Source organism: Mesorhizobium sp. M0410 (assembly GCF_040321435.1).
Lineage (GTDB): Bacteria > Pseudomonadota > Alphaproteobacteria > Rhizobiales > Rhizobiaceae > Mesorhizobium.
Genome location: NZ_JAMYRN010000017.1, coordinates 45,761 through 65,061, shown reverse-complemented (window position 1 = coordinate 65,061; position 19,301 = coordinate 45,761). Strand labels below are relative to the sequence as shown.

The 19,301-nt window shown below is 63.7% G+C and carries 20 protein-coding genes; 11 read left to right on the top strand and 9 right to left on the bottom strand.

Features of this window, described 5'->3' with window-relative positions; translation table 11 throughout:
* Positions 1-109 precede the first annotated feature (109 nt).
* The 11 genes from NKI63_RS23030 to NKI63_RS22980 all read left to right on the top strand — a co-directional run bounded on the left by NKI63_RS23030 (position 110) and on the right by NKI63_RS22980 (position 10,204).
* Positions 110-850 (top strand): ATP-binding cassette domain-containing protein, encoded by a 741-nt coding sequence (locus NKI63_RS23030; RefSeq protein ID WP_023675804.1) that lies wholly within the window; start codon positions 110-112, stop codon positions 848-850.
* A 34-nt stretch (positions 851-884) separates the two neighbouring features.
* Complete coding sequence (locus NKI63_RS23025; RefSeq protein WP_352453761.1) at positions 885-1,883, top strand: ABC transporter permease; 999 nt, start codon at positions 885-887, stop codon at positions 1,881-1,883.
* A 277-nt stretch (positions 1,884-2,160) separates the two neighbouring features.
* Positions 2,161-2,988, top strand: a complete 828-nt coding sequence (locus NKI63_RS23020; protein WP_352823397.1) for a helix-turn-helix domain-containing protein — start codon at positions 2,161-2,163, stop codon at positions 2,986-2,988.
* Between the two features lie 103 nt (positions 2,989-3,091).
* On the top strand, positions 3,092-3,535 hold the full coding sequence (locus NKI63_RS23015; protein ID WP_352505520.1) for an SRPBCC family protein: 444 nt from the start codon (positions 3,092-3,094) through the stop codon (positions 3,533-3,535).
* 31 nt (positions 3,536-3,566) lie between these two features.
* Positions 3,567-4,361, top strand: a complete 795-nt coding sequence (locus NKI63_RS23010) for an FAD binding domain-containing protein (RefSeq protein WP_352505519.1) — start codon at positions 3,567-3,569, stop codon at positions 4,359-4,361.
* A 50-nt stretch (positions 4,362-4,411) separates the two neighbouring features.
* On the top strand, positions 4,412-4,894 hold the full coding sequence (locus NKI63_RS23005; protein WP_352505518.1) for a (2Fe-2S)-binding protein: 483 nt from the start codon (positions 4,412-4,414) through the stop codon (positions 4,892-4,894).
* A 13-nt stretch (positions 4,895-4,907) separates the two neighbouring features.
* Positions 4,908-6,275, top strand: coding sequence for a xanthine dehydrogenase family protein molybdopterin-binding subunit (locus NKI63_RS23000; RefSeq protein WP_352823393.1), 1,368 nt, complete (start codon positions 4,908-4,910; stop codon positions 6,273-6,275).
* Between the two features lies 1 nt (position 6,276).
* A complete protein-coding gene (locus NKI63_RS22995; protein WP_254820526.1) occupies positions 6,277-7,281 on the top strand; it encodes a xanthine dehydrogenase family protein molybdopterin-binding subunit in 1,005 nt (334 codons plus the stop codon).
* Between the two features lie 69 nt (positions 7,282-7,350).
* Positions 7,351-8,187, top strand: coding sequence for an AAA family ATPase (locus NKI63_RS22990; RefSeq protein WP_352823390.1), 837 nt, complete (start codon positions 7,351-7,353; stop codon positions 8,185-8,187).
* Positions 8,184-9,317, top strand: a complete 1,134-nt coding sequence (locus NKI63_RS22985) for a vWA domain-containing protein (protein ID WP_352505514.1) — start codon at positions 8,184-8,186, stop codon at positions 9,315-9,317. The genes NKI63_RS22990 and NKI63_RS22985 overlap by 4 nt, the downstream gene beginning before the upstream one ends.
* Positions 9,317-10,204 carry an amidohydrolase family protein gene (locus tag NKI63_RS22980; RefSeq protein WP_352505513.1) on the top strand — a complete coding sequence of 296 codons (888 nt, stop codon included), beginning with the start codon at positions 9,317-9,319 and terminating at the stop codon, positions 10,202-10,204. The genes NKI63_RS22985 and NKI63_RS22980 overlap by 1 nt, the downstream gene beginning before the upstream one ends.
* An 85-nt stretch (positions 10,205-10,289) precedes the next feature.
* Here NKI63_RS22980 and NKI63_RS22975 read toward each other — a convergent pair whose 3' ends face one another.
* From NKI63_RS22975 to NKI63_RS22935, 9 genes are all read right to left on the bottom strand, one after another.
* Positions 10,290-11,729 carry a DHA2 family efflux MFS transporter permease subunit gene (locus tag NKI63_RS22975; protein WP_352505664.1) on the bottom strand — a complete coding sequence of 480 codons (1,440 nt, stop codon included), beginning with the start codon at positions 11,727-11,729 and terminating at the stop codon, positions 10,290-10,292.
* Positions 11,730-11,955: 226 nt separating this feature from the next.
* Positions 11,956-12,756, bottom strand: coding sequence for a 3-methyl-2-oxobutanoate hydroxymethyltransferase (locus NKI63_RS22970; RefSeq protein ID WP_352687462.1), 801 nt, complete (start codon positions 12,754-12,756; stop codon positions 11,956-11,958).
* A 37-nt stretch (positions 12,757-12,793) separates the two neighbouring features.
* Entirely contained in the window at positions 12,794-13,108 is a 315-nt protein-coding gene (locus NKI63_RS22965; RefSeq protein WP_352505512.1) for a MocE family 2Fe-2S type ferredoxin, read from the bottom strand.
* A 42-nt stretch (positions 13,109-13,150) separates the two neighbouring features.
* Complete coding sequence (locus NKI63_RS22960) at positions 13,151-14,239, bottom strand: fatty acid desaturase family protein (RefSeq protein ID WP_352505511.1); 1,089 nt, start codon at positions 14,237-14,239, stop codon at positions 13,151-13,153.
* Between the two features lie 91 nt (positions 14,240-14,330).
* Entirely contained in the window at positions 14,331-15,512 is a 1,182-nt protein-coding gene (locus NKI63_RS22955) for an aldose 1-epimerase family protein (protein ID WP_352686245.1), read from the bottom strand.
* A 34-nt stretch (positions 15,513-15,546) separates the two neighbouring features.
* Positions 15,547-16,329, bottom strand: a complete 783-nt coding sequence (locus NKI63_RS22950; RefSeq protein ID WP_352505663.1) for an ATP-binding cassette domain-containing protein — start codon at positions 16,327-16,329, stop codon at positions 15,547-15,549.
* Positions 16,326-17,330, bottom strand: coding sequence for an ABC transporter permease (locus NKI63_RS22945; protein WP_245274659.1), 1,005 nt, complete (start codon positions 17,328-17,330; stop codon positions 16,326-16,328). The genes NKI63_RS22950 and NKI63_RS22945 overlap by 4 nt, the downstream gene beginning before the upstream one ends.
* A 61-nt stretch (positions 17,331-17,391) precedes the next feature.
* Positions 17,392-18,333: a sugar ABC transporter substrate-binding protein gene (locus NKI63_RS22940; RefSeq protein ID WP_023675781.1), complete on the bottom strand. Its 942-nt coding sequence runs from the start codon at positions 18,331-18,333 to the stop codon at positions 17,392-17,394.
* Between the two features lie 37 nt (positions 18,334-18,370).
* On the bottom strand, positions 18,371-19,285 hold the full coding sequence (locus tag NKI63_RS22935; protein ID WP_352505508.1) for a sugar phosphate isomerase/epimerase family protein: 915 nt from the start codon (positions 19,283-19,285) through the stop codon (positions 18,371-18,373).
* Positions 19,286-19,301 lie beyond the last annotated feature (16 nt).

Sequence of the window (19,301 nt, the reverse complement as noted above, 5' to 3'; positions counted from 1 at the left end):
GGAGGCTTATGCGTAAATGGGCAAAATCGCTGCTTCCGGGAGGAACTGGGGAGAGCGAATGGCCGCGGCAGAACCGCAGGCCGCAAAGCACGGGGAGGCAAGAAGGCTGGTGGCGGTTCTCGAACTCACCAACATCTCGAAGCATTTTGGCGCCATCCAGGCGGTCAACGACGTTTCGTTGTCGATCGAGGCCGGACAGGTTGTCGGCCTGATGGGCGACAACGGCGCCGGCAAGTCGACGCTGGTCAAGATGATCGCCGGCAATTTCCCGCCGAGCCATGGCACGATGCAGATGGACGGCAAGGAGCTGATCCTGCACAAGCCGGTCGAGGCGCGCCAGCACGGCATCGAAATCGTCCATCAGGACTTGGCACTGTGCAACAATCTGACGGCCGCCGCCAACGTCTATCTCGGCCGTGAATTGCGCCGCGGCCTCGGGCCGCTTCGCATCCTCGACTATGCCGCGATGTACAAGCGTGCCGGCCAGATCTTCGCCGAGCTGAAATCCGAAACCCGCCCGCGCGACCTGGTCAAACAAATGTCGGGCGGCCAGCGGCAAGCGGTGGCGATCGCCCGCACCATGCTTTCGCAGGCCAAGATCGTGCTGATGGACGAGCCGACGGCGGCGATCTCGGTCCGCCAGGTCGCCGAGGTATTGAACCTGATCCGCCATTTGCGCGACCAGGGCATCGCCGTCGTGCTGATCAGCCACCGCATGCCCGACGTCTTTGACGTCGCCGACCGCGTCATCGTCATGCGGCGCGGCCGCAAGGTCGCCGACAAGACGATCGCATCGAGTTCGCCGGAAGAAGTCACCGGGCTCATCACCGGCGCCATCGAACAGGTATGATTGACCCCTCAACCATGAGTAAAAAAGGTCGATAATGGCAGTCACCCTTGATCAGACGATCGCGCACAAGCAGCACACCTTGCTGAGCAAGGTGTTTGCCAGCCAGACCTTCTGGGTGGTGATCGCGGTCATCCTCGCCTGCCTGTTCCTGTCGGTGGCAACGGATTCCTTTGCCACGACCAAGAACCTCTACAACATCACCCGCAACGTCACCTTCGTCGCCATCGTGGCGCTTGGCATGACCTTCGTCATCATCACCGGCGGTATCGACCTGTCGGTCGGCTCGGTGCTTTGCCTGTGCTCGATGGTGCTGGCCGTGACCATGCATGCCGGCTACGGCATCGAGATCGGCATTGGCGCTGCGATCGCCACAGCGCTGATCATCGGCGCCTTCAACGGGGTTCTGATCGCCTATCTCGGCTTTCCGCCCTTCGTGGTGACGCTTGGCATGCTGTCGATTGCACGCAGCCTTGCCATGGTCGCCTCCAACAACACCGTCGTCTTCCAGTTCGGACCGGACCACGACAAGCTGCTGGCGCTGGGCGGCGGCGCCTGGGTGTTCGGCATTGCCAATCCGGTGCTTTACATGATCGTGCTGGCGTTGATCACCGGCTTTGTGCTGCGCTGGACGAAATTCGGCCGGCACATCTTCGCCATCGGCGGCAACGAGCATGCGGCAACGCTGACCGGCGTTCCGGTGCGCCAGATCAAGGTCGTCGTCTACATGATCTCGGCAATGGCGGCTGGCCTTGCCGGCATCATTCAGACCGGCTGGCTGGGCGCGGTCACCACCAATCTCGGCAACGGCATGGAGCTTCAGGTGATCGCCGCCACCGTCATCGGTGGCGCCAACCTGGCCGGCGGCATGGGCACAGCCTTCGGCGCGGTCGTCGGCGCGGCGCTGATCGAGGTCATCCGCAACAGCCTCGGCCTGCTCGGCATCAATGCCTTCTGGCAAGGCGTGTTCATCGGCGGCGCCATCCTGCTCGCCGTGCTGTTTGACCGCATCCGCAATTTCAGGCGCAACGACTGAATATTCGGCCGGATCTCGACGCTGAAGCAGATCGTTCGCTAGTCGAATTGCCGGCCCCGAGGCCTCGCTGGCGCTGGTCGCCGGCCGACCGCATCGGTCTTGCCATAGCGGCCTGGAAACGCTCGCCTTCCTCCTATCGCCGAGTCTGAAAATCCGCCGGAGCGGCGCATGGCCGGCGCCCGGACGTGCACATGCGTCTTGACGCAAGCCCAAACTGAGCCGCACAATCGCCCGCAGCAGGCGAAGGGAGGCCAGTCGCCTGCGGGAGGATATACCCATGACGGAAGCGATCAGGCTCTACTGGGGCCGGTTCGGACATGTTTCTGTCCTGAACGTCGCCAGCGACTTCGTCACCCATGCCCATGTCGAGGCGCATATCATCATCTGGCTGGAAGGCACGGCCGGCGAGATGACCATCGGCCGCGAGACGGTGCGGCTTGGACCGGGCACCGCCGCCGGCATCAATTCCTTTCAGCCGCACAGCCACGCTTTGTCCCGCGACGGCCGGCCCGGCCTGTTCCTCGCCTTCTACATCGATCCGGACTGGGCGCGCCGGCGCCGCGACCTGCCCTCCGCTGCGCCGCTGTTCTCGACGCCGACGATCGTGCTGGAGCCATGGCTGCACAAGGCGGCCGCCAACCTTCTCGACCATCTCAGCGACAATGAAAGCATCGACGACATCGCCAATTACGAGATCGAGCGTTTTATCGACAGCGTGCTCGACGCCGCCGACGCTTCGGCCCCGCCGGTGACGCGCGCCCGTGTCCATACCATGCAGGACTTCCGCGTCCGCAAGGCGATCCAGCTGATGAAAGCCAATGTCTGCGAGCGCATCTGCTTCGACGACGTGGCGCGCAGCGTCGGCCTGTCGCGGCCGCATTTCTTCGCCCTGTTCAAGGAACAGACCAATCTGACGCCCAACGTCTATTGGAACACGCTGCGCATGGAGGAAGCCGTGCGGCAGCTGCAGTGGTCGCACGAGCCGCTGATCTCGGTCGCCTGCAATCTCGGCTTCACCACGCAGGGCAATTTCTCGCGCTTCTTCCGCGACCATGTCGGCGTCCCGCCGACACTCTATCGCGAGGCGGCACGGGCCATTTCCTGAACCATTTTCAGACTTATTGATAGGCGTTCAAGACGCATTGATAAGCGCGGTCGGGCTCGCCGCTCTACCCTTGCGACATAGATATCTGCGAGGGAACGATCATATGGCGAAAGTCACCATCTCCAGCGTCATCGACGCGCCTGTCGAAAAGGTTTGGGCGCGCATACGCGACTTCAACGGTCTGCCAAGCTGGCACCCGCGCATGGTCGAAAGCCATATCGAGGACGGCAAGGATGCCGGCACGATCGGCTGCGTGCGCAATTTCCAGCTCGCCAGCGGCGCCCGTCTCCGCGAAAAGCTGCTCGATTTCTCCGACGAGAATTTCCTCGTCAGCTACGCCATCCTGGAGACGCCGCAGCCGCTCAGCAACCACAAGGCGACACTGCAGTTGCGACGGGTGACCGACGGCGACCGCACCTATGCCGAATGGACCGCCAGCTTCGACGCGCCCCCAGAGGAAGCCGACAAGCTGGCCGAAGGCATGGGCGCAAACGTCTTCCAGGGCGGCTTCAACGCTCTGAAGGCCCATTTTGCCGGCCAAGGTTGAACTGGACTGTGCTGACAAACAGGAGCGTTCCATGACGCTTGCACTGCAGACTTTCCCGACGGTGAAGGACGCCGGCGCGGCGCTGAAAGCCGCTGGCGCCCGCTATCTCGGTGGCGGCACGCTGATCGTGCGCGCCGCCAATGAAGGCGATGTGTCGATCTCCGGTTTCGTCAGGTCGACCGAACCGGCGCTGTCGGTCATCCGCATTTCCGGCGGCGAGGTCCGCATTGGCGCTTCGGTGACCATGGCGGCGATCGCCCGCCATCCGGATCTCGCCCCCCTGGCCCACGCCGCGCGCGTCGTCGGCGGACCGGCGATCCGCAACATGGCGAGCGTCGGCGGCAATCTCTTCGCGCCGACACCTTACGGTGATTTCACCGTTGCGCTGCTGGCTCTGGACGCAACCGCCAGCACCGGTGACGGCGAGCTGCCGATTGAGACATTCCTCGCAAGGCGCGAGAGCAATGACGCCATCGTCACCGCGGTCGGCTTCACGCTTCCGAAGGAAGGCGGCTTTCGCTTCCTGAAAGTGTCGAGGGTCAAGCCAAAGGGCGTCTCGGTGCTGAGCATCGCCACCGTGCTGGAACAGGCGCCGGACGGAACCGTGTCGTCAGCGCGGATCGCGTTCGGCTGCATGGCCGATCGGCCGATCCGTGCCAGGGCGGCGGAGAAAGCCCTGATTGGCCGGAATCTCACCGCCGAAGGCATCGCACCGGCACTGGCTGTCGCGCGCGACGGCATCTCGCCGCCCACCGATCCGATCGCCAGTGCCTGGTATCGCAACGAAGTCCTGCCGGTCCATCTCGGCCGGCTGCTGCTCGCCTGAAAGACCGGGGCGCGTATGTCCGCCTGGCTGCGGCGCAAGGAGTAAAAAAGATGGCAAAGGTCCCGGTTCAGTTCACGCTCAATGGTGCCGAAAAGGCCGAATTCATCGACAGCGGCACGACGCTGCTTCATGCGCTGCGCGACAAGATCGGCGACACCTCGCCGAAGGGCGGCTGCCATCAGGGCACCTGCGGTGCGTGCTCCGTCATCATCGATGGCGAACTCCGGCTCTCCTGCCTGACGCTGGCCGAGGCCTGCAATGGTGCGACTATCACCACAACGTCAGGGCTTCCGGAAGGCGGCGTGCTGCATCCGCTGCAACGCGCTTTCCTCGATGCTTTCGCCACGCAATGCGGTTTCTGCACACCGGGCATGATCATGGCAGCCAAGGTGCTGCTCGATCACATACCGAACCCCAGCCGCGAGGACGTGGTCGAGGCGCTGTCGGGCAATATCTGCCGCTGTACCGGCTACGAGCCGATCATCCAGGCGGTGCTGACCGCCGCGCGGTCCAATTCGCAGAACGCGGCTTGAGGGGGTTAAGAAAATGGAACTCCGCAAGAGCTATTTCGCCGACCAGCGCAAGGACGATCTGCACGAGATCGGCCAGCCGCGGCCGCGTTCGGATTCACCCGGCCATGTCACCGGCAAGACCACCTATTTCGCCGACCGCAATTTTCCCGGCATGCTGCATTTGAAGATGGTGCGCAGCCCGCACCACCACGCCCGCATCCGCAGCATCGACATATCCGAAGCGGAAAAGCACCCAGGCGTCGTCAATGTGCTGACCGCCAAGGATGTGCCCCACAATGTCTACACCATCCTGATCCTGATCCAGATCGGGCCGGAGGACGAAACGGTGCTGGCCGACGGCAAGGTGCGCTGGAAGGGCGAGGCGGTGGTGGCGGTGCTGGCCGAGACCGAGCGTGCCGCCCAGGAAGCCGTCGCCAAGGTCAAGGTCGATTACGAGGTGCTGCCGGCCGTCTTCGACATGGACGAAGCGCTGAAGCCCGGCGCGCCGATCGTCAACGAATATCACGGCCGCAATTATTACCTCTACGACAGCGGCGAATGCCGCAAGGTGCGCTTCGGCGATGTCGAGGCGGGCTTTGCCGGAGCCGACCACGTGCTCGAACAGACCTACCAATCTTCACCGATCGAGCATGCGCCGACCGAGACGACAGGCTGCATCGTCGCACCCGAGGGTAACGACCGCTTCACCTGCTACACCAACACGCAGGCGATGTTCTTCACCCTCGACAACACCTCGATCATCCTGCAGATGCCCGGCAACAAGCTGCATTTCGTCGGCGGCACCGTCGGCGGCGGCTTCGGCGGCAAGGTCGACGTCATCGTCGAGCCGATCGCCATCCTTGGCGCCAAAATAACAGGACGACCGGTCTGTTTTATCTACAGCCGCGAGGAAGAGATGCAGATTTCCTCGCCGCGCGCCGCCGAGAAGGTCGTCATCAAGGACGGCGTCATGAACGACGGCCGCATCGTCGCGCGCAAAGTGACCGGCTACACCGATGCCGGCGCCTATTCGCGCCATTCGCCCTACGGCGCGCAGAAGGGCGCAGGCCACTATCCCGGCCCGTATACGATCCCGAACGTCTGGATCGACACTTATTGCGTCTACACCAACCGCACCCCGTCCTCGGCGATGCGCGGTTTCGGCGTCACCATCGGCGATTTCGCGCTGGAGGTGCAGATGGACAAGCTCGCACGGCTGATCGGCATGGACCCGCTCGAATTCCGCTTCATCAACGCCTACCGCGACGGCGACATGAAGGCGCATCGCCAGCCGACCGAGGGAGCGGCGCTGATCGAGTGCATGCAGGAAGCCTCACGCGCCGCCAACTGGCCGGTGGCGGAGAAGTTCATGGCGATGTCGTCTTACGCGAAGGGAGCTTGAGATGGCGATCAGGCGCGGACGCGGCGTTGCCGCGATCAACTATCCGACCGGCATGAATCTCGGCGGCGACCCGACCCAGGCGCTGGTTCATTCGACGCCGACCGGCAATTTCATGGTGACGCTGTCGAGTGTCGACCTTGGCCAAGGCATGAAGCAGATCATGGCGCAGATCTGCGCCGAGACGATCGGCGTGCCGACCGACCGTGTCGTCGTAGACACCGCCGACACCGACACTGGTCCGCACTGCATGGGCACCTTCGCCTCGCGTGGCACGCACCGCGCCGGCAACGCGGTCATCCAGGCGGCCAGGGAAGCCCGCCAGGTGATGTTGGAAGTAGCGGCCGAGGAGCTGGAGGTGAATGCGTCGGACCTCGAGACTGATGGCCAGGGCAACATCCTGGTCAAGGGCGCGCCGCAGAAATCGATCTCGATCTTCGATGTCGCGCTGTCGGCGCATTTCAAGCGCGGCCGCTCGATTTCCGGCCGCGGCATGTTTTTGATCCCCCGCTCCTATCCCGAAAAGGAAACCGGCGCGATGAAGCCGTCGACCTGCTACGCCCACGCCTGCACGGTTGCCGAGGTCGAGGTCGATGACGAGACCGGCGAAGTCACCGTGCTGACGGTGAAGAACGTCTTTGAGATCGGCCGCGCGCTGAACCCGAAAATGGTCGAGCAGCAGCTCGTCGGCGGTTCGTGGATGGGCATCAGCCATGCTCTCTACGAAACGACCGAGCCCTATTATCCCAACCGCGACCATGGCGGCACCGACTTCAACCAATATCTGATGCCGGGTCCTGGCGATCTCGCGCAAACCGAGATCATCGTGCTGGAGAGGCCCTCGGCCGACGGGCCGTACGGCGCCAAGGGGCCGGGCGAAATGTGCGCCAACCCGCAAATCCCGGCGGTGGCCAACGCCGTCTTCGACGCCGTCGGTGTTCGCATCGACACGCTGCCGATCACGCCGGAGCGCATCCTGCGGGCGCTGAAGGCGCAAGCATCGAACTGAGTGCTGGAAATGCCCAAGAGAAGCGCCCGGACTTCAAGCGCAGAGACAGTCGCGACCTCGCCGGAGGCGATGGCGTCCCGCCTCGCCGCCTCGCGCTATCTCGCCGATGAAAGCCTGGCCACCGCAATCTTCCTGGCGATCAGGCTGGGTAAGCCGCTGCTGCTCGAAGGCGCGCCCGGCGTCGGCAAGACCGAAGCGGCGAAGGCGATAGCCGAACTGCTCGGGCGCGATCTGGTGCGGCTGCAATGCTATGAAGGCATCGACGCCGCACATGCGCTATACGAGTGGAACTACCAGCGCCAGCTGCTCGCCATCCGCCATGCCGGCGAGCACGAGGTCGACATCTACGACGACCGTTTCCTGATCGCGCGGCCGCTGCTGCAGGTGCTGAAGGCGCCGGAAAAGCGCGTGCTGCTGGTCGACGAAATCGACCGTTCCGACCATGAATTCGAAGCGCTGCTGCTGGAGTTCCTGTCCGATTTCCAGATCAGCATTCCCGAGCGCGGCACCATTCGCACGACGGCGCAGCCGATCGTCATCCTGACCTCGAACCGCACCCGTGAGCTTGCCGAAGCGCTGCGGCGGCGCTGTGTCTATCACTTGATCACCTATCCCGACGCCATTCGCGAGGCCGAGATCATCATGCTGCGCGCCGGCGACGTCGCCGAGGCCACGGCGCGCGCCGTGGCTTCCGCCGTGCGCGACATCCGCGCGCGTCCGCTGGCCAAGCCGCCAGGCATCGCCGAGGCGGTCGAATGGGCCAATGCCGCCACCATCCTCGAAAAGGGCGGCAGCCCCTGGCCGGAAGCCTTCCGCCGCGCCATCGGCGTGCTGATCAAGGATGAGGAGGACCTTTCCTGCATCGCGCCCGAGCTCGGCAAGATTGTCGAGGAGGCGCTAGCGTGAGCGCGGCGGGCCTGCCTCAAGGGGCAGCACCCTTCCTCGGCTTCGGCCGGCTGCTGCGCCGCTACGGCTTCCCGGTGGCGCCCGAGCAGGTCTCCGGTTTCATGCAGGCGGTTACGCTGCTCGGCCCACGCTCGATGGCCGACGTCCGCGAAGCGGCCCTCGCCACGCTGGCGCCGCCGCCCGACCGCCGCGACGAATTCGAGGCGCATTTCCGGAGCCATTTCTACGGGGATGCCGCGGCGCTGGTCGAAGGCGACGCCGACGAGGAAGCCCGCATCAAGGACGACGGCAAAACCAGCAAACAAGAAATCGAAGTGGTCCGCCAGGAGGAAGGCGGCGAACTGTCTTCGGCCAGCGAACAGTTGAGCGTCCGCGAGTTCCAGCGCGATCGCGACGGGCTTGCCGCCTTCCGCCGCAAGCTCGCCACCGCTTTGCCCGCCCGCCGGTCCTTCCGCACCGTGCGCACGCATGCGCGCGGCAAGCTCGACCTGCGCCGCTCGCTGCGCGAAATCGTCAGTGCCGACGGCGATATCCCCTCGCCGCTGCTGCGCCGGCGGCAGACAGTGCCGCGCAAGCTTCTCATCCTGATCGACGTGTCGGGCTCGATGAAGCACTACACATCGGACTATCTCAAGCTGGCACACGCGGCGGTGCAAGGCGCCGACCGGGCGGAGGTCTTCACTTTCGGCACACGGCTGACCCGCATCACCTCGGCGCTGCGTATTCGCGACCGCGACCAGGCGCTGGCCCGCGCCGCTGCCCAGGTCGACGACTGGGACGGCGGCACCCGCATGGGTCCAACGCTGCTAGCCTTCCTCTCGGTGCCGCGCTTCTCCGCCTTTGCACGCGGAGCGGCAATCGTCATCCTGTCGGATGCGCTCGAGCGCGGCGATCATGCCGAGCTGGAAATGGCGATGCGCCGGCTGCTTGCCCGCGCCTTCCGACTCTCCCTGGCGACGCCGTTGGCCGGCGATCCGCGTTTCCAGCCGGCAACGGCAGCACTTCGCGCCATCCTGCCGATGCTCGACGACCTGGTCGACGGCTCGTCCATCGCGGGCCTCACCGATTTCATCCTGTCGCTCGCCCGCCCCGCCCCCGTGGCCGCGGCAATCTGGAAGAGGGTTTCGTGATGCAGAAGGCGATCGACGCGCATTTCCACATCTGGCGCCAAAAGGACCAGCCGTGGCTGGTCGGGCCGATGGTCCCGCGCATCTTTGGCCCCTACGAGCCGATCCGCCGCGACTATCCGATCGAGGAATTCCTTGCCGACCAGAAAGGCTCGGGCGTCGAGAAGGCGGTCTATGTCCAGACCAACTGGGCCAAGGAGGATTTCGAGAACGAGGTCGCGTTCCTGCAGAAGACCGCGGAAGAAACCGGCTGGCCGCACGCCATCGTCGGCTATGCCGACATGACCGTGGACGACGTGCGTTCCCAGATCGACCGGCTGATCAAATACCCGCTGCTGCGCGGCGTGCGCATGCAGCTGCACTGGCACGAAACGCCGGCCTTCCGCTTCGCCGCCTCGGCCGATCAGGTCATCGACCCGAAGGTGCGGGCTAATGTCGCGCGGCTCAAGGATTACGGCCTGTCCTTCGACCTGCAGCTTTTCCCCGCCCAGATGAAGGATGGGCTGACGCTCGTCGGCGAGAACCCCGAGACCAATTTCATTCTCACCCACGCCGGCATGCTGACCGGCATGGAGCCCGAAACCACCGAGGCCTGGAAGGCAGGGCTGCGCACGCTGTCAGCGGCGCCCAACCTCTATGCAAAGCTGTCCGGCCTCGGCACCTTCGTCCACCGTAACGATCCGGCGCTCATCGGCTATATCGTCGACAATGCCATCGACATCCTCGGCAGCGATCATCTGACGTTCGGCTCGAACTTCCCGATCGAGAAACTGTGGACCAGCCACGCCGAGCTGATCAGGGCGCACCGGCAGGCCGTGGCAAAACACGGCGCGACCGCCGAGGCGGATGTCTTTTGGAACACGGCGGAGAAGATATATCGGCCGGTGTAGCGCCGCCCTTTTCTTCTCCCCTTGTTGTGGGAGAAGGAAAAGCTCCCCGCCTCCGCCGACACAGGACGGACAACTGCGGCCGATTTCAGCTCCGCAAAACATGGCCCGAGACCTCGGCGCCGGCAGCGTTCGGCAACGCCAGGAAGCGACACGAGGCGACGAGCCCGATTGCGCCGATCGCCAGGAAGGCAAGTCGGAAGTCGATCAGATCGAGCGCCGCAGCGCCCCTGGCGATCTGCGACAGGTTGAGCAGTGCCGCCGCCACCGCCACGCCGAACAGCATCGCCACCTGTTGCAGCATGCTGGACAATGTCGCCGCCGAGCTGCGCTGCGGTGAGGCCACATCGGCGAAGGCCAGTGTGTTGAGCGCGGTAAACTGCATCGAACGCGACAGTCCGGCGATCAGCATCAGGACCACCACCAACGCTTGCGGCGTCTGCGGCGAAAGCGCCGCGCAGGCCATGATCGACAAGGAGGCGATCACCCCGTTGACGATCAGCACCGAACGGAAGCCGAAGCGCCTCAGCGTCGGCGTCGTCACCGCCTTCATGCCGAGATTGCCGAAGAAATAGGCCAGGATCATCACGCCCGCATCGATTGGGCTCAGTCCGAAGCCGACCTGGAACAAAAGCGGCAGCAGGAACGGCGTGGCGTTGATGGCGATCCGGAAAATCGTGCCGGCCGACAGCGTCGAGATGGCGAAGGTCTGCACCTTGAAAGCTGTGAGATCGAGCAGCGGATGGTTGGCGCGTCGCAGATGCCGCACAGCCAGCCAGCCGACCAAAATGCCCGTGCCGAGCAGTGCCACGGTTGGCAAGGCACCGTCTTGCGGATGCGCGATGCGCTCGAGGCCGTAGAGCATCGAGGCGAGCCCCACCGAGGTCAGCAGGAAGCCCGGCCAGTCGAGCGGCTTGGCTCCGGCTTCGCGGTCGCCGGGAATAAAGCGGGCGACCAGCGCCAAACCGGCAACCCCAAGCGGGATGTTGATGAAGAAATTCCAGTGCCAGGAGAAATAAGTGGTGATGAAGCCGCCAAGCACCGGCCCGACCACCGGCGCAAACAGCGCCGGCCAGGTGATCAGCGCCGTGGCGTTGAGAAGCTCGGATTTCGGCGCATTGCGCAGCACCAGGATGCGGCCGACCGGCGTCATCAGCGCGCTGCCCAGGCCCTGCACCGCGCGGGCGGCAACGAACTCGGCCAGGTTCTGCGAGATGCCGCAAACGAGCGAGGCCAATGTAAACAGGGCGATCGCAACGAGGAAGATGTTGCGCGCGCCAAAACGGTCGGCGAGCCAGCCGGACAGCGGCACGAACACCGCCATGGTCAGCATATAGACGGTGATGCCGATGCTCATCGCCACCGCCGCCACGCCGAAGGATTCTCCCATCTGCGGCAGCGAGGTCGAGATGATGGTCGAATCCAGAAGCTGCATGAAAAAGGCGACGGCGACGATCAGCGCCACCCGCCGGGCTTGCCGCGCCGTCGCGGTTTCCGGCAAGGCTTTGTTTTCGGGAATGGCGGTCATGCGCAGAACTGTCCGAAGGGGAATTTTCACCCGCTCCATCAGCAACCGCGCAATTGTCCGGCAAACCGATGACGCACCGGTTTCAACAGCATCTGGCCGGTGCCGTCCAGACCTGGTCCAACAAACTTTCGTGTGGCATCGCAGCCGGCCAAGCGATGACCTGGCCCTGGCGCCGAACCGGCTTTTTACGATCCGCGATGGCGCTTCGCGCCGCAGGCGGCGTGTCTCATGCGGCTTCGATCTTCTCCATAAACAGGCTGAGCTGGTCCGGGTCCATGTGCACGACGTGCCTGTCTTCGGGATAGGCCAGGCTGTTCACATCGGCGACATATTCGGAGAAGGCAGCGACGCGTTCGGCCTGCAGGCGATCGTATTCGGCGGCGAAATTGCGATAGACCTTGGAATGGCGCGGCATGTGGCCACGGTTCTGGCCGAGGATGTCGTCGGCGAACAGGTATTGCGCATCGCAGCCGGTGCCCGCCCCCATCGACAGCATGATCAGCGACGTCCGCTCCGAAATCGCCTTGGCCACCTCGACCGGCACCACCTCGATCTCGGCGCCGATCGCGCCGGCGGCCTCCAGTTGCTTCACCGCGTCGAACACCTGCATGGCGGTATCGGCGGTCTTGCCGACGGCCTTGAAGCCGCCAGTCCAGGTGGCGCGTGACGGGATGAGACCGACATGGCCGATTACCGGAATGGCATCGTCGGCCATCCGCTTGATGGTGGCGTAGCCGGCGCTGCAATAGACCGCATCGGCGCTGGCCTTGTAGAGCCGAAACGCCCAGCGGACGAAATCATCTGCTGTGCCGATCTCGAAGAAATTCTCGCCCGGCATGGTGAACAGGCTGGGTGCCGCATCGCGGTATTGCGGATTGAGCACGAGCTCCGGCGGCACCGAGACGATATCGACGCCGGCGCGTTCGGCGGCCTCGGCCTCGTCCATCGTCAGCACGCGCAGCATCGTCAGCTGCCGCTTGCCCTTCATGGCACGCAGGTCTGCGACGGTCGGTCTTTTCCGGCTCATGGATTCTGGTCCCCTTTGCTACGTGACAGAAGGCCGGTCAGGCGATCTGGATCATCACCTTGCCAGCTTCCACCTTGACGGGATAGGTCTGCAGATTGACACAGACGGGAGCCCCTTTGGCCTGGCCGGTTTTGTAATTGAAGCGGCCATTGTGCTTTGGGCATTCGATGATGTCGTCCATCACAAGCCCGTCGGCCAGATGCGCCTTCTCATGCGTACAAAACCCGTCGGTGGCGAAGAATTGATCGTCCGGCGAACGGTAGATCGCGAAGGTGCGGCCGCCATGGTCGAAGCGGATGACGTCTTCCTCGTCGACATCGTCCACGGCGCACGCTTCGACCCAATCGGCCATCTCTGCTTCTCCCGAAATTTCTGCGTTGCGCTGCTGCGGTGCCTATTCAGCCGCCGCCGACATGTTCACTTCGTGGAACTCGCCACGATAGGGCCTGGCCGTTGGCGGCAGTTCGCGCTTGAGGAAATAATCCTCGTACTTGAGCTGCCTGAGCAGGACAGGCCAGACCTCGCGATAGGCATGCCATATCGACGGGTTCGGCTCCGGCAGATCGTGCTTGATCAGTTCGTGCAGCCTGGGCAGCGCGTGGTAAGGCACCATCGGAAACATGTGATGCTCGACGTGATAATTCATGTTCCAGTAGATAAACCGGCTGATCGGGTTCATGTATACGGTCCTGGTGTTGAGCCGGTGATCGACGACGTTGTCGGCCAGACCGATATGCTGCAGCAGGCCGGTCATCACCATGTGCCAGGTGCCGTAGAGGCGCGGCACGCCGATGAGCACCACCGGTATCCACGACCGCATGAAAAGGGCGAGTGCTATCGTGGCGATGTAGATGGCAATATGCCAGCGCGCCGCGATGACGGCCTTGTGCTGTTCCATCTCGGGAACGTAGCTTTTCTCGTCGGGCGTCAGCTTGCCGAACGCCTGGCGTACCAGTGCCGGAAGCGAATAGCGAAAATCGAGGATGCCGGTGAAAGCCAGCGCCGCACGCAAAAGGTCCGGCGGGCGCATCACGGCGATCTCGGCGTCGCGCCCGACGATGATGGTGTCGGTGTGGTGGCGGGCATGGCTCCAGCGCCAGGTCACCGGGTTGCGCATCAGCATGAAGCTGGCGATCTGGTAGACGACATCGTTCATCCAGCGCGTGCGGAAGGCAGTGCCATGGCCGCATTCGTGCCAGCGCGAGTCGCTGGACGAGCCGTAGAGCACGCCGTAGACGAAGAAGAACGGCACGCACCACCAGGTACCCCAGAAAAAGATGGCGCCAGCTGCGGAGCCGAGGATGGCGACGATCCAGATGATCGTGTCGCGGATCGCCGGGCCGTCCGAGCGCTGCATCAACTCCTTGATCGCCTTGCGGGGGACATCCGTGTGGTACCACTCCGCCGAGGCCAGTCCCGTCTCGATCGCCCTGCGCGTGCTTTCGCCGACCAGGCTGTAATCGCGCTTTACCGTGCCAGCCATTGTGACCTCCAATTCCCGATCGGCCGCCAACCCTCCCCGCTCCGGCCGGAACCAGCCTCCCAACTGGTGTCCCGTATCGTCTTCGCCATTATCACGACCTGCCTCCAAGAACAGGAAAACGGCCCGACGGCTGCGGATAATCCTGCTGCGGCTGCCTGGCGATTGCAGCGATCCGGCTTTCGGCGGCGGCGATCTCGCCGGCGCCGTCGAGGACCCGGAACGCCGCATCGTAGGAGCGGCTCTCGCCATGCTCCAGCCAGATCATCTCGCCGCGTTCGCGCGCCGCCAGATTGCCCAGCACATGATGCGTCGACGGCTCGATGCCCAGCGCGTACTGCCCGGCCTGGAAATTCTGCCATTCATAGGCGCAAGGCAACTGGTCCTTGCGCGTGACCACCTCGAAGCCAAGGCCGAGCCTGTCGTTGACCACCGCCACCGGGACTTCGCCGGTGCTGTCGGCGCCGAGTTCATGCTGCCAGACCTGTTCCTTGAATCCCGGTTGCGGCGCCGGCACCGTGCGGTAGCCGACCTTCTGCGCTTCATAGCGCTCGCCGGCATGCCCGGCCCAGACGACGTCGCGGATCGGCGCCAGGTAGCGCGATCCCTCGTCGAGCACCGGATGACTGACATTGATGTGGTAGAAATACATATGCGGCGTACGGTTGAAACCGTGATTGACGACACGGTCCGAAAGCCGGATCTCGTTGCCGCCGACATCGGCCTCGATCCGCCGCAGCAGGTGCAGATCCTCGCCGAATACAGTCGATTGCTGGACGATGCCTTCGGCCCACAACACGCAGCGGTCGCCGTCCCAGGTCTCGCCATAGCCGGTCAGCCGCGCTGGAATGGTGCTGACACGGCCGTGCAGCGAATGGCGTACCGTCTTCTTCGGCGGGTAGTTGTAGGTGTCGGCGGGTACCTCGTTCATGAACAATATATGGTCGAGGCCGCAGGTCAGCAGAAGGCCGGAAAACGACCGCGCCCACGCCAATCCCTCCTCGCCTTCATATTCGTGCAGGCCGGGATGGCGAAAACCGCTCGGCGAGTGCCAGCCGATCGCCTGGCCCCTGAAGTCGCAATCGGCGATATCGAGCGCCCGGTCGACCAGCGCGGTGAAGCGCAGGCCGGAGCCGGTGCGGAATTCGAGCATGCGGATGCCGCGCTCGACGCCGTCGCCAAGCGTCATCAGCCGCACGCCGGCGAACTGCGACAGCATGCCCGAGCGTTCCGAGACCTGCCGGCGCGACAGCGTCTTGCCGTAAAGCTCTACCATGTGACGGCCAGTTCTTTCACTTTGCTCCGGTCCTTCACTTCGCTCTCGTCTCCTTGAGCAGGGCCGATATGTCGGCACCGGTGATGATGCTTTCCACGGTCAGCAGATCGGTATCGGCGACCGTCTGCTCGGCGACGATCTCGCCGCGGCGCATGACGATGATGCGATCGGCGACCTGGAAGACGTGATGGATGTTGTGGGTGATCAAAAGCACCGAGTGACCGGCGTCGCGCACTTCCTTGACGAAGCGCAGCACGCCGTGCGTTTCCTCGACGCCGAGATTGTTGGTCGGCTCGTCGAGGATGATGACCTTGGCGGCGAACTGCATGGCGCGCGAGATGGCGATCGACTGACGCTCGCCGCCTGACAGCGTGCTGACCAGCGCATCGGCGTCGAGTTTCTTCGAGATGCCGACGCGCTTCAATAGAGCCGACGCAGCATCGCGCAATCGAGCGAGATCGAGCGGCGCGAACACGCCAAGCCATTTGAGATTGACCGGCTCGCGGCCGAGGAAAAGATTGCGCGCAATGCTGAGATCGGGAGCCAGCGAGGTGTCCTGGTGGATGGTCTCGATGCCGAGATCCATCGCATCGCGCGTCGAGCGGATGGAGACCTTCTGGCCGCGCACATAGATCTCGCCGCGATCGACCGGAAACACGCCCGAGATCGCCTTGATCAGCGTCGATTTGCCGGCGCCGTTGTCACCGAGCAAGGCCACCACTTCGCCCTCGTTGAGCGCGAAGGACGCGTTCTTCAGGGCGCGGACGCTGCCGAAGGATTTTTGCAAATTCTGCAGCCGAAGCACTTCCATGGTCAGCTCCTGGCGGCGTTCTTCTGCAGCAAAGCGTGCAGGATGAGCATGGCAAGGATGATGACGCCGACGAAGATGTTGTAGGCGAGCCCGGGCACGCCGATCAGCACGATGCCGTTGCGGATGCTGCGCAGCATCAGCGCGCCGACGATGGTGCCTAAAATGGTGCCGCGTCCACCGGTCAGCGCGGTGCCGCCAACCACCACCATGGCGATCACTTCGAGCTCGTACCCGGTGCCTGCCACCGGCGAGGCGGCAGAGATGCGGAAGGCGCTGATCATGCCGGCGAGACCGGCCAGCACCGAGGTCAGGATGAACAGCCAGATCTTGACCGCATCGGCCGGCACACCGCGCGCTACGGCGGCGTTACGGTTCGAGCCGATAGCGCTGATCCAGTTGCCGAGCTTGGCGTAGTGCAGCACATAGATCGCCAATAGCGACAGGCCGATGAACCACCACAGCGAGGTATAGAAACGGAACGTTCCGATATTGAAGCTGCCGGCCAGCAGCGTCACGAAGAAGCCTGGCTGGTTCCAGGATTTCAGCGGAAAGCCTTGGGTGATGTAAAGCGCTGCCCCACGCACGACGAGCAGCATCGACAGTGTCACCAGGAAGGACGAGATCCCGATCTTGGTGACGATCAGGCCGTTGATCGCACCGATCGCTATGCAGAGCAGCAGGCCGGCCAACAGCGCGACGCCAATATCAAACCCGCCGTTCTGCACCAGCAGCATGACGACGACCGGCGCCAGCCCGAACACGGCACCGACCGAAAGGTCGAACTCGCCCGCCGTCAGAAGCAGCGTCATGCCGAGTGCGATGATGCCGAGCTCGGGCAGGAACGCCATCATGTTGGAGATGTTGAGCGGCGACAGGAAATTCGCGTCGGCGATCGCGAACACCGCCAGCAGGACAATCAGGATGACGAGCGAAGAGAACTGCGGCGAGCGCATCAGGCTCGACCTGCGTTTGGCACGCGGCATTTCCTCTTCTGCGGCAATTGTCATGACAGTTCGAACCATACGCCAGGGTGACGCTCGCCGCCTGCGCGGCGAGCGTCAGTTTCAATCATTTGTTGTAGAGTTTCAGGATCGGTTCGACGCTCGAGGCGTCGTAGAGGCTGAACGTGTGAATGTCGTAGCCGATCGGTTCGCCCGCGGCGGCCAACCCGAGCAGCGCCACCGGCATGAAGCCCTGCGCTGACGGGAACTGCCAGGCAGCCGCGTTGATGAACCCAGACTTCACTGACTCGGCGGTTTCCTTCGAATTGCCCCAGCCGACGACCGGAATCTTGCCGGCCGGCACGCCGGCGCCGTCGAACACCCGCTTGACGCTGGCCGCGACGGAATCGCCGAGCGCGATGATCGCCGGCGGGTTGTTGGCGACCATGTAGTCGGTCATCTTGGCGATGATGCCGGCCGGATCGGTGCCGCAATCGACCACATCATATTTGATGCCGAGCGGATCGAAGACGCTGGCGATGCCTTCGGTCTCGAGCTGCTGGTAGCTGGCGCCCGGCACTTCGACCGGCAGGAACACTTTGTCGCCCTGCTTCACCATCTTGTGGTCGACCAGATATTTCGCCCAGATGACACCGGCTTCCTTAAGGTCGGCGCCGACATAGGCCTGCCGGCCGGTTGCCGGATCGTCGGTATTGAAGAACACGATCGGGATGCCGGCCGCCTTGGCTGCCTTGACCTCCTCGGTCCACAGGCCGGGCTGCGCCGAGGTGGTGGCGATGCCGTCCGGTTTGGCGGCAAGGGCCGAGTTGAAGGCCTCCTTCTGCGCCGCCATGTCGCCGCCGCTGAACGAGATCTTGCAGGTCACCTTGAGCTGGTCGCAGGCCTTGGTCGCGCCGGCATTCCAGTCGATCCAGAAGGCATCCGACGGGCCGCCATGCGACAGCAGGTAGAACGTCTTCTGGGCGTCCTGCGCCAGCGCCGGTGTACCCAGCGCCACACCGGCGAGAACCGTCGCCGCGGCAGCGATTTTCAACGCGAATTTCAACATTTCTCTTCCTCCCTTGTTTCGTAGCCGAACCGCGCCATCACAGTCCGTTGGCGCGGAATTTTCCGTCGAGGAATTTCTTGGCACGGGGCACGTCGTCTTCCGAAAGATGCTCGATGATGACCGGGATGTTTGGATGCTTTTCGGCCAGCCGCTTGAGATAGAGGTCGTAATTCAGCGAACCGAGGCCGGGGGCCGGCAGCTCGATCTCGCCGACGCCGCGGAAGGTGTGGCTCTCCAGCGCGTCCTCGTCGCCGATGTCTGCGTGTTTTTCCGACTTGTCGCCGCCGGAACGCTTGACGTCCTTGGCGTGGGCAATCTTGATCTTGTCGGCCAATGTGTCGAACACCTGGTTCAGGATCTGGTCCATCCTGTCGATGTTGTGCGTTTCGAAATAGTTGGTCGGGTCCATCAGCAGGCCGAGGCCTGGGTGGTCGACCTGCGCGAACATCCTCACCGTCTCTTCGACCGAGCCGACGACATTGTTGACATAGGTTTCGAGCAGGAAGACCGCGCCGTGGTCATAGGCGGTCTGGGCAAGGTCGGCGATGACCTTGCGGCATTCCTCAAAACCTTCCTCGGTCTTGTTCTTCGGGTGATGCACCCAGTCGGACTCGGTGTTGTAGGTACCGGTTTCCGAGATCACGTAAGGGGTGCCGAAATGGCGTGCGTTGCGGATGATCTCCTTCAAATAGCCGACGCGCCTCTCGCGCTCGCCCATATCCGGATGGATGATGTTGGTGTAGCCCGATACGCAGCAGATCGGCAGATTGTGATCGCGAAACGTATCGCGGACGGTCTTGGCCTTGTCCCTGGTGATCTGCCCGGCCGACAGATCTATGTCCTTGAAATGCAGGTCGAGCTGCACGGTGTTGAAATCGAGCGCACGGATCTTCTGCGCGGTTTCCTTGAGGCTATACGGGAAATAACCCGTGAAAATACCTGCCTGCATCATGGTGTGAAGTCCTCCC

Excerpts from the sequence above, each read along its gene's own strand:
- NKI63_RS23020 (WP_352823397.1), top strand. The coding sequence starts at position 2,161 with ATGACGGAAGCGATCAGGCTCTACTGGGGCCGGTTCGGACATGTTTCT.
- NKI63_RS22940 (WP_023675781.1), bottom strand. The coding sequence starts at position 18,333 with ATGTTGAAATTCGCGTTGAAAATCGCTGCCGCGGCGACGGTTCTCGCC.
- NKI63_RS22945 (WP_245274659.1), bottom strand. The coding sequence starts at position 17,330 with ATGACAATTGCCGCAGAAGAGGAAATGCCGCGTGCCAAACGCAGGTCG.
- NKI63_RS22990 (WP_352823390.1), top strand. The coding sequence starts at position 7,351 with ATGGCGTCCCGCCTCGCCGCCTCGCGCTATCTCGCCGATGAAAGCCTG.
- NKI63_RS22955 (WP_352686245.1), bottom strand. The coding sequence starts at position 15,512 with ATGGTAGAGCTTTACGGCAAGACGCTGTCGCGCCGGCAGGTCTCGGAA.
- NKI63_RS22970 (WP_352687462.1), bottom strand. The coding sequence starts at position 12,756 with ATGAGCCGGAAAAGACCGACCGTCGCAGACCTGCGTGCCATGAAGGGC.
- NKI63_RS22965 (WP_352505512.1), bottom strand. The coding sequence starts at position 13,108 with ATGGCCGATTGGGTCGAAGCGTGCGCCGTGGACGATGTCGACGAGGAA.
- NKI63_RS22935 (WP_352505508.1), bottom strand. The coding sequence starts at position 19,285 with ATGATGCAGGCAGGTATTTTCACGGGTTATTTCCCGTATAGCCTCAAG.
- NKI63_RS23010 (WP_352505519.1), top strand. The coding sequence starts at position 3,567 with ATGACGCTTGCACTGCAGACTTTCCCGACGGTGAAGGACGCCGGCGCG.
- NKI63_RS22980 (WP_352505513.1), top strand. The coding sequence starts at position 9,317 with ATGCAGAAGGCGATCGACGCGCATTTCCACATCTGGCGCCAAAAGGAC.
- NKI63_RS23000 (WP_352823393.1), top strand. The coding sequence starts at position 4,908 with ATGGAACTCCGCAAGAGCTATTTCGCCGACCAGCGCAAGGACGATCTG.
- NKI63_RS22960 (WP_352505511.1), bottom strand. The coding sequence starts at position 14,239 with ATGGCTGGCACGGTAAAGCGCGATTACAGCCTGGTCGGCGAAAGCACG.
- NKI63_RS23015 (WP_352505520.1), top strand. The coding sequence starts at position 3,092 with ATGGCGAAAGTCACCATCTCCAGCGTCATCGACGCGCCTGTCGAAAAG.
- NKI63_RS22975 (WP_352505664.1), bottom strand. The coding sequence starts at position 11,729 with ATGACCGCCATTCCCGAAAACAAAGCCTTGCCGGAAACCGCGACGGCG.
- NKI63_RS22995 (WP_254820526.1), top strand. The coding sequence starts at position 6,277 with ATGGCGATCAGGCGCGGACGCGGCGTTGCCGCGATCAACTATCCGACC.
- NKI63_RS23025 (WP_352453761.1), top strand. The coding sequence starts at position 885 with ATGGCAGTCACCCTTGATCAGACGATCGCGCACAAGCAGCACACCTTG.
- NKI63_RS23005 (WP_352505518.1), top strand. The coding sequence starts at position 4,412 with ATGGCAAAGGTCCCGGTTCAGTTCACGCTCAATGGTGCCGAAAAGGCC.